At 48.4% G+C, this 7,882-nt stretch carries 6 protein-coding genes; 3 read left to right on the top strand and 3 right to left on the bottom strand.

The window, feature by feature from the left end; translation table 11 throughout:
- Both AC27IT_RS25680 and AC27IT_RS25675 read right to left on the bottom strand, forming a co-directional pair.
- Window positions 1-235, bottom strand: a 235-nt coding sequence (locus AC27IT_RS25680) for an IS3 family transposase (RefSeq protein ID WP_487092166.1), incomplete at its 3' end; no start/stop codon positions are given.
- A gap of 127 nt (window positions 236-362) precedes the next feature.
- Window positions 363-707 (bottom strand): transposase, encoded by a 345-nt coding sequence (locus tag AC27IT_RS25675; protein ID WP_487092165.1) that lies wholly within the window; start codon window positions 705-707, stop codon window positions 363-365.
- Between the two features lie 1,236 nt (window positions 708-1,943).
- On the opposite strand from AC27IT_RS25675, the gene AC27IT_RS25670 reads away from it, so the two are divergent.
- Both AC27IT_RS25670 and AC27IT_RS25665 read left to right on the top strand, forming a co-directional pair.
- Window positions 1,944-2,645, top strand: coding sequence for an amidase domain-containing protein (locus AC27IT_RS25670; RefSeq protein ID WP_487092164.1), 702 nt, complete (start codon window positions 1,944-1,946; stop codon window positions 2,643-2,645).
- 31 nt (window positions 2,646-2,676) lie between these two features.
- On the top strand, window positions 2,677-3,207 hold the full coding sequence (locus tag AC27IT_RS25665; protein ID WP_283858322.1) for a hypothetical protein: 531 nt from the start codon (window positions 2,677-2,679) through the stop codon (window positions 3,205-3,207).
- A gap of 306 nt (window positions 3,208-3,513) precedes the next feature.
- Here the strand turns inward: AC27IT_RS25665 and AC27IT_RS25660 are convergent, their stop codons facing one another.
- Window positions 3,514-4,611, bottom strand: a complete 1,098-nt coding sequence (locus AC27IT_RS25660; protein WP_051353949.1) for an RDD family protein — start codon at window positions 4,609-4,611, stop codon at window positions 3,514-3,516.
- Window positions 4,612-5,186: 575 nt separating this feature from the next.
- On the opposite strand from AC27IT_RS25660, the gene AC27IT_RS25655 reads away from it, so the two are divergent.
- Window positions 5,187-7,751, top strand: a complete 2,565-nt coding sequence (locus tag AC27IT_RS25655; protein WP_340673672.1) for a winged helix-turn-helix domain-containing protein — start codon at window positions 5,187-5,189, stop codon at window positions 7,749-7,751.
- Window positions 7,752-7,882: the final 131 nt, after the last annotated feature.

Genomic DNA, 7,882 nt, shown 5'->3' with positions numbered 1-7,882 from the left:
GTTGCTCCACCTTGAAATGACGTTCCACTCGATTCGGCTGGACTACGGATGCCTTTCTGCTGTAATAACGACGTTTCTTCCGGATGGTTGATTGAATGTTGAGTTCTTTCATAAGACGGTATGCTCGTTTGTGATTGACAATGAATCCCTCTTTTTTCAAAGCAATTTGCATCCGTGGGTAACCGTAAAAGGGACATTTCAGATGGATGGCTACGATGTGCTCCTTCAGATTCATCTCTTGTAGATGTCGCTCTCTGCGTTTTTCCTCGGTGTTTCGTCACTTGTAATATCCTGCACGAGATACCTGTGCGATTTTCACCAACCAGGTAATCGGGCACATGTTCTCCAGTGAGGATATGATTTCAAAGCGGTTTACTTTCGGAATGATCCCTCCCGAATAGATTTGGATTGCGCTTTTTTAGGAACGCTACCTGCGCTTTCAAATAATCTCGTTCTTCCTCTACACTGGAAAACTTCGTACGAGGCCGACCAATAAAAGGATGAGAAGCCGCATGCTTCCCACGCTGATCCAGTAACGTTTCGTTGTTATGGAATTTCCCAACCCAGTTCTTTATTTGAGTAGAACTGCGAATCCCAAGAGCATCGGCTACAGCTTGATAACTAAGCCCACCTTTTTCGTAAAGGTCGATTGCTCTTTGTTTCGTCTCCTCAGAATGCCTCATAAATGTCTGTCCCTTTTTAGCCAAAGAAAATCCCCTCCACGTATCAGTGTACCATCCAAGCCAATATGCTTGGGCTTTTTTCACTGTCTACTCAAAGGGGATAATATCATATCAGCGGTTTAAAATTCCCCAGAAAAAGCCGACAGACTCTCCGGAATGAGAGTAAAGATGGTGAAGAATGGGGAGTTTTTTGTGAGCAAAGAAATGCGTCTGAAAGGTATGAGTATTACCCACATTGTTGAAGAGAGGAGACGGGATCGAAAAACGATTCGAAAATGGCTCCTGTAAGAAACGCCGAGAGCTATCCTATTCTCAAGCCACGTCCCAGCAAGTTGGATTCTTTTATGGATTTCATCCGTACTTTTACGCTTTCGTCATGGTGCCGGGTTATTTACGCATGATGTATGGAGAATCTACGGAGGACGAAAAGCTGGAACCTCTCATCGGATGTCATCTTCGGGCTTGGCAGTACTTTGGGGGTGTGTCGCAAAGTTTTTTCTGGTCGAGATGACAATGGTAGGGCGATTTGTAACAAGGGTTTCGCTGGCTTTGCCAGCCACTGTGACTGCAAGCCCTATCGGAATCGAACGAAGGGAAAAGTGGAGAATGGAACGGGTTATCATCTCGGAAAGCACTTTTGGCCTCGCAGTGGCACTTTTGTCGGGCAGCAAGATCTTCAATCAAAAAGTATAGAGTCTTGCGATTTTCTTGCAATGACCATCTAATCAATGAACACCACTAAACAGTGGGGCGTAATCAGAACGTAGCATAAAAACCACTTCGACGAAATTCGCACATCTACGAGGAAACCGGTTCCCTAACCTACACCTCGTTATATGGAGTTCAACACCCGACTTGTTGGAACGCTCACTTACAGCATATGAAGAATTGGCGGAAGAAAATGTGACGATGCAATGATCTTGCAAGAACGCCTGTTGGAAACATCCCATCATTTTGGAGGGGTACGCATCCTAGATCCTCCACGATCACGCCGAAGAAGCAACTAAACACAGCATATCGTAATGTATATAAACAACAAGAATGACTATTCTAGTCTGTCGTAACGCGAAGCCACACGGAGTGGAACTAAAAACTGGAATAAGCTTATTACAAAAAATATGTAACTTTTTGTAAGGAATAATCGTCTCTATACAACGAGTAATTCCATTTTTTTCAACAAGAGGGATTATAAAGAATTTTTCCGACCGTTTGTGTTCATGTTGAGGATTCGAAAAGTTTATTCCAAGGAGATGAGCCCGTTTGAGAAATGTTCTTAAAAAGTCACTAACACTTGTGTGCTTAGCATCCACCTTAGTAACTGGACAAGCGATGGCTGCGGAAACTTTGTTTACCAATAGTTCCTCAACCAATAAAGATTATGATCGTAGCGGAGCAAAAAAATATGCTGAAAAGTATGCTGAGCGACCTGGAAACAAAAAATACGCAAATTACGGGAGCAACGGCGATGGCGGCGATTGCACAAACTTTGTTTCTCAGGTATTGCATGAAGGAGGAAGGTTGGATTTTCATGGTACTGTTGGGTATAATAGGAACCAAAAGGATTGGTATTATTACGGTCCACATGTTCCGAAAAATACGAATGATAAAAAATCGCGTACATCATCTTGGACTGGAGCCCATCAATTTCGGGAGCACTGGGCTGTAGTGAATGGTTCCGGAGGGAAATTTGCTTATCAAGCCAAAAAATATTCAGTTCAGGACGCACAAAAAAATTTTGATGATATTTATGAAGATTTAAATACTGGGGATATTGTTCAATATGTTGATAAAAACGGAAGGACAGTACACTCACAAGTCGTACACAAGTTTAAAGATGGTGACGTCTATATGGCCCAACATTCTATTAATGACGAAGATTATTATTGGGGAACAGATTTGCGGTTAAGCGATTGGCTCGATTATGGTGGTGCGTATGTTATTACGATAGAGATCAGAAAATAGCGACAGATTGTTGTCGAATGGAGATGATTATATGCGCAAGTTGAACAAGAAGCATGTGTTATTTTTGTCTGCTGCAGCCATTCTGGGGTTAGGCATCATTGGAGTTGACGCGTATGCCGATAAACCTTCCAAAGAAGAACGTCTAGCCCAGATGGAGAGGGAATTCAACAAACAAGAAGAAGCCTTGAATAAGAAGTATGCCGACGAACAGGAACAAAAAGTAAAAGATTTATCGTGGGAAGTCGGTAAACTGAAAAAAGAGTTGCATCCTGAAGATCCGGAAGAGGTATTAAAGAGGAAACTTAGCGCCTTCAAACAAATGACACTCATTCATGAAAACTCTTATAAAGGCGAAAATGTTGAAGACGTGAATCTCGATGATCCAAAAGTGGTCGAGGTCTTGGAAGTGATTGAGAAAAGAAAACAGCTCATTGAACGGATGGAAAATGAGCTTTCGGGGAATGGGAAGTTTGCATCAGGTAAGTCCGCACAAGAATTACTTGAAGAATTCGAGAAAGAAAAAATGGAATTAAGTGACGCAACCAAGGACACAAGAAATTAAAAGGAGTATTTCGATTAGTTACCAATCAATGGGGCTGTCTCAAAAGTCGATTTTTCGATTTCGAGACGCCCCTTTTGTCTGTCAGAAACGTTGATATAGCAATTTTTTGATTATAACACGTTAGCGGTATTGGCCTTTTTGGACGCTTCCCCTTCTTGTTGGGACTCTGAGTGCCAACCGCGACCAGCCGGTACATACGGTGGTGTGAAAGGACGGGAGTTAGTCATTCCCTCCTACCCGATTGGCTCAGATGCTCCTCTGCCTTCACCAAATCACGGCAAGACCACTATTACCAGAAACTTTCCATTACGACCCAGTCTTCCCCGCAACATGAAAACTGGAGCTAATCTCTTTCAACTCAGCTTCAAGATCGGCGAACTTTCTTGCCTGCGTCACGCACATGATCTGGTAAAAATGCGTGGATGTTTCCACAACGGTAACAAGATAGGCAACTTTTTGTCCCTCGAAGGTTCCTTGCGCTGTAAATTGCGCGGAGAGGTGACCGTCGACGGTGAGACGAACGGGCTTGCCGACGGACGGCTCGGACAAGTCGCCGAGAAGGTTTGTCTCTACCCATTCTGTGTATTGCTGCAAAGTGAACGGACTCTCCAGCTCGTTTTTTGGATCGGCGATCACGATCAGATGCTTGTCCGCGCTCTTGTTGGAAAGGGCGATGACTGCCTCCGGGTGCAGGCTGCTGTTGGCTTTCCAGTCTGAGTACGCATAGATTTGCAGCGTCTGGTCCGGGCTGAAAAAGGTTTTCTTTTCAGGCGAGCTTTTGGCGATGGAGGCTATTCCGAAAATGCCGATTAGAAGAGAAAATAGTGCCAGCGTTGCGAAAACGACTGCATACAAGGTGACGGACTTTTTGCTCTCGCCATCCAAATCTTTTACTTTTACGACGAATGTATTGGCCGCCAAATCGCCCAGCCGCTGCTTCTTCTTTGTGGCCAACACACTGATCCCTGCAGGCAATCCGCCCAGCAGCAGCGGGTTGGTCTCTACGATCCGGATCAAAGAGCGGAGTATTGACTTCCCGACTCCTGGCGGCCGCCCGCGCTCGTTGACTGCTTTAATGCGAAGGGCGAATTTTCCGATCGTATATCCGGTCAGACCTTCCAGCAGAACGTAGTAGCCTAAGATGCCGAGAGTGAGGACGAGAAGGAAGACGAGAGCGGAGGAATCTTTGCTGGATCGACCCAATAAGGCAAACGTTCCGAACAGAAAGCTAATTAAAAGGATGTAGTCGATGACGTGCGCCCCCCAGCGCCGGAAAAAAATCGAGGCCCCGTAAGTTTGCGTGATGTCCCCCATCGGTTTTGGCCCTGCCGGAAAAGAGCTGTCCGGTTGCGGGGGAGGGGAAACCAGTGAGGAATCAGCCTGCGGCAATGATTGATGCTCCAAAATTGTACACCTCCAACAAAAATGTAAACAAATAACATTTAATCACTGTATAAATCTTCCTGTCAAATTTTTCTTGTTTGCAACCTCTCCTCTGGTGGCAAAAACCTACCAAAAGTTAGGGGACGCACGATTGGGGAGTCCGCTTTAGTAAGTGAGCAAGTGCTGGATTGAAGAAAAACCAATATACCGGGTGATTGATTATGAATAGTGGCATGACTGCTTTTATCGCTGTGTTAGTTCTGGGGACCGTCGCCTATATCACATTGTGGTGGGAAGGGTCATACGTAAACTTGCGGATGACAAAATGGTTTTTCGCTATCTTATTGATCGTGGCAGTAGCGACAGGAGGGTATTTTTGGTTTTCGGGAGCAACGATTTAATCAAGGAAATAGCTGGTCGTTCAAGAGCCCTCTGGTTGGAGGGCTTTTTTGTGTCTGCGTGGCGTCATTTTCAAAAAGGTCAGGTTACTTGCATTGTTCGGAAGGATTCCACATAATTACAATGTCCCTATTTTTCGAGCGGGACAAATGTCTGCTCTTTTGCGAGGTCATTTTCTTTTAGGCAGGGAGATGCACATGGATCAAGCGACGTACAGTCCACTTATTGCAACGAAGCTTCATATACCTACATACGGTTCGGACTTGCTGCATCGGCACCAGTTGGTGGAAGAAATTGATGAGGTCGGGATGGCCCGGGTGATTCTCATATGCGCTCCGGCAGGGTTTGGCAAAACAACAGCCGTGAGCCAGTGGATTTCGAGTGCTGGCAAGCCCGCCGGGTGGCTTTCCTTGGATGAATCGGACAGCGATCCCGCCCGTTTTTGGCGTTACCTGGCAAAAGCAATAAGCGCAGGGCAGAAGGAAGCGGGCCGGGAGCCTTCTGCGTCGCTTGATCTGTCGTACACGGCGTCAGCCGATCATTTGCTATCTGTCCTGCTGGAAGAAATCGCCGCGATTCATACCGATTATTATCTTGTTTTGGATGATTACCATTTGATTAAGGAGCCTTCGATTCACGAAGGCATGCAAACTTTGCTCCAGCATGCGTCACCTTTTTTGCACGTCATCCTCATCACGCGTGAAGAGCCGCCGCTGTCCTTGCATCGTTTGCGTGTCCGCAAGCAGCTTGGGCAACTGGGGTCTGAGCAGCTTCGCTTCAATGAAAAGGAATGCCACCGCCTGTTTAATGAGCTGATGGGGCTGAACTTGTCGTACGAAGTGATTCAACTGCTAAGCAAGCGGACGGAGGGCTGGATTGCCGGCTTGCAGTTGGCCGCTTTGTCCATGCAGGGGAAGGCCGCTTCTGCTGTCGAGCTGCACAGCTTTTCCGGAAACGACAAATACGTGGTAGATTATTTGACGGAAGAAGTATTGAAGCGGCTGCCGGAACCAGTCCAGCATTTTTTGCTGAAAACGTCGATATTGCCGCGGCTGTCAGGGGAATTGTGCGCAGCGGTAGCCAAGGAACCGGAGGCGCACGTTATTTTGCAGATGCTTGCGCGCACCAACTCTTTTGTCGTGCCGCTCGATGGGGTCAATGAGTGGTATCGCTATCATCATTTGTTTGCGGATTTGCTGAATGCCCATTTGCGGAAAAAATACAGCGAGCAACTGCCTGCCTTGCATGTTGCGGCCAGCCAATGGTTTGAAAGCCACGGCTGGCCGATGGAAGCCATCGAGCACGCGCTTATGGGAAACGACAGGGCCTGTGCGACTCGGATGATCGTCGAGCATGCTCCGTGGATGCTGAAGCAGCATGAAAACGTTACCTTGCGCAGATGGATGAAGCATTTTGACACGGCCTGGCTCAAAGAGCATCCCGAGCTATGCATCGCTTTTGCCTGGATGCATGCGCTGTCGGACGAACTGGAGCAGGCGGAGGGGCTAGTGCACCTGGCGGAAGACAACATGCACGCCAATCCCGAGAGCCTCGACGATTGCCGGGTGGAAATATGCGTGCTGCGCGGCTACATGCAGTTGATTTTGCGCAATATCGAGCTGTCGCTTACTTACCTGGAAGAGTCGGTCAAAATGAAACCGAAGTTCAGCCGCTACTTTATCGTCGGGGTCGAGCTGAACTGGGATGAGGCTTTCGTGCTGCGCAGCCGGGTGGCGTTGAGCGGCTATTTGTCCAAGGTGAACGAGTTTTACCCCAAGCTCAGGATGATCTGGAAGCACAGCGGGCTGGGGATTCTGGCGTATGGCTCGATCGTGATGGCAGAGCTGTACTACGAGCAGAACGAGTTCGAACAGTTGACCTACTTTGTGCAACGCGCGCTTCAACTCGGGATGAACACGATGAATTTCGGCGTGCTGGTCCCGGCCTATCTGGTGTTGACGCGTTGGAGAAAGGCGGAGCGCCGCGAGTCAGAGCTGTGGCTGCCGATCGAGGAAATTACCGAGCTGTGCCGCCAGCGGAAAGCGCCGCCGCACTGGATCGCTTTTTTGGATGCGTTTCGTGTCCGGCTATGGATGGAGGAAAATCGGCGGGACGAAGTGGAGCGATGGCTCGCGGAATTTGAAAAAATGCGGAAGGACCTTGCGCATTCCCGGCATGAGTTTGAACGGCTGACGCTGGCGCGTGTGTACCTGTATTTGAAAAAGGAGAGCGAGGCTTGTGAGCTGCTCACCCGTCTGAAACATGAGACAGAGCTGAAGGATCGGCTGGGGAGTCGGATCGAGACGTTGATTTTGCTCAGCCAGGCTTATCGCAACCAGAAAAAGCACCACGAGGCAGCCGAGTGCATCCGCATGGCCGTCGTGCTGGCTGCGCCGGAAGGCTACGTGCGCATTTTCCTGGACGAAGGGCCGGAAGTCGCCCGGATGCTCTATGCGCTCTACAAAAGCAAGGCGTGCTCCAAGCAAGAGCTGGCCTATATAGCGCGGCTGCTCAAGATGATGGAAAAAGAATTTCCCGCCCTCGACATTCAAATTCGGGTATCGCCCGAGCTGGACAAGCTGACAGAGCGGGAGGCCGAAGTGCTGGCGCTGATCGGCGAAGGGCTGTCCAACGCAGAGATTGCGAGCAGGCTGCACCTGACGATCGGGACGGTCAAGGTGTATATCCACCAAATATACGCCAAGCTGCAAGTGCGCAATCGCGCGCAGGCAGTGGTCAAGCTTAGAGAGAGCGAGCTGTAGCGAGGGCCGTAAAAACGAAATACAAGAGAAGAGAAGCCACCTGGAAGCAGGCGGCTTGCTTTTTGCAGCGGATGGTCAGCCGATGTTTTCGGGCTGGCCTTTCTTGTCGAGTATAAGTGCAACTAAGGCTG

This window comes from Brevibacillus sp. YAE8 (assembly GCF_057543335.1).
Note: the sequence above shows the minus strand (reverse complement) of the source record. Positions and strands in the feature narration are given on the sequence as shown.

What these genes read in the sequence shown, in the direction of transcription:
- AC27IT_RS25665 (WP_283858322.1), top strand. Translation starts at nt 2,677, where the DNA reads ATGCGCAAGTTGAACAAGAAGCATGTGTTATTTTTGTCTGCTGCAGCC.
- AC27IT_RS25655 (WP_340673672.1), top strand. Translation starts at nt 5,187, where the DNA reads ATGGATCAAGCGACGTACAGTCCACTTATTGCAACGAAGCTTCATATA.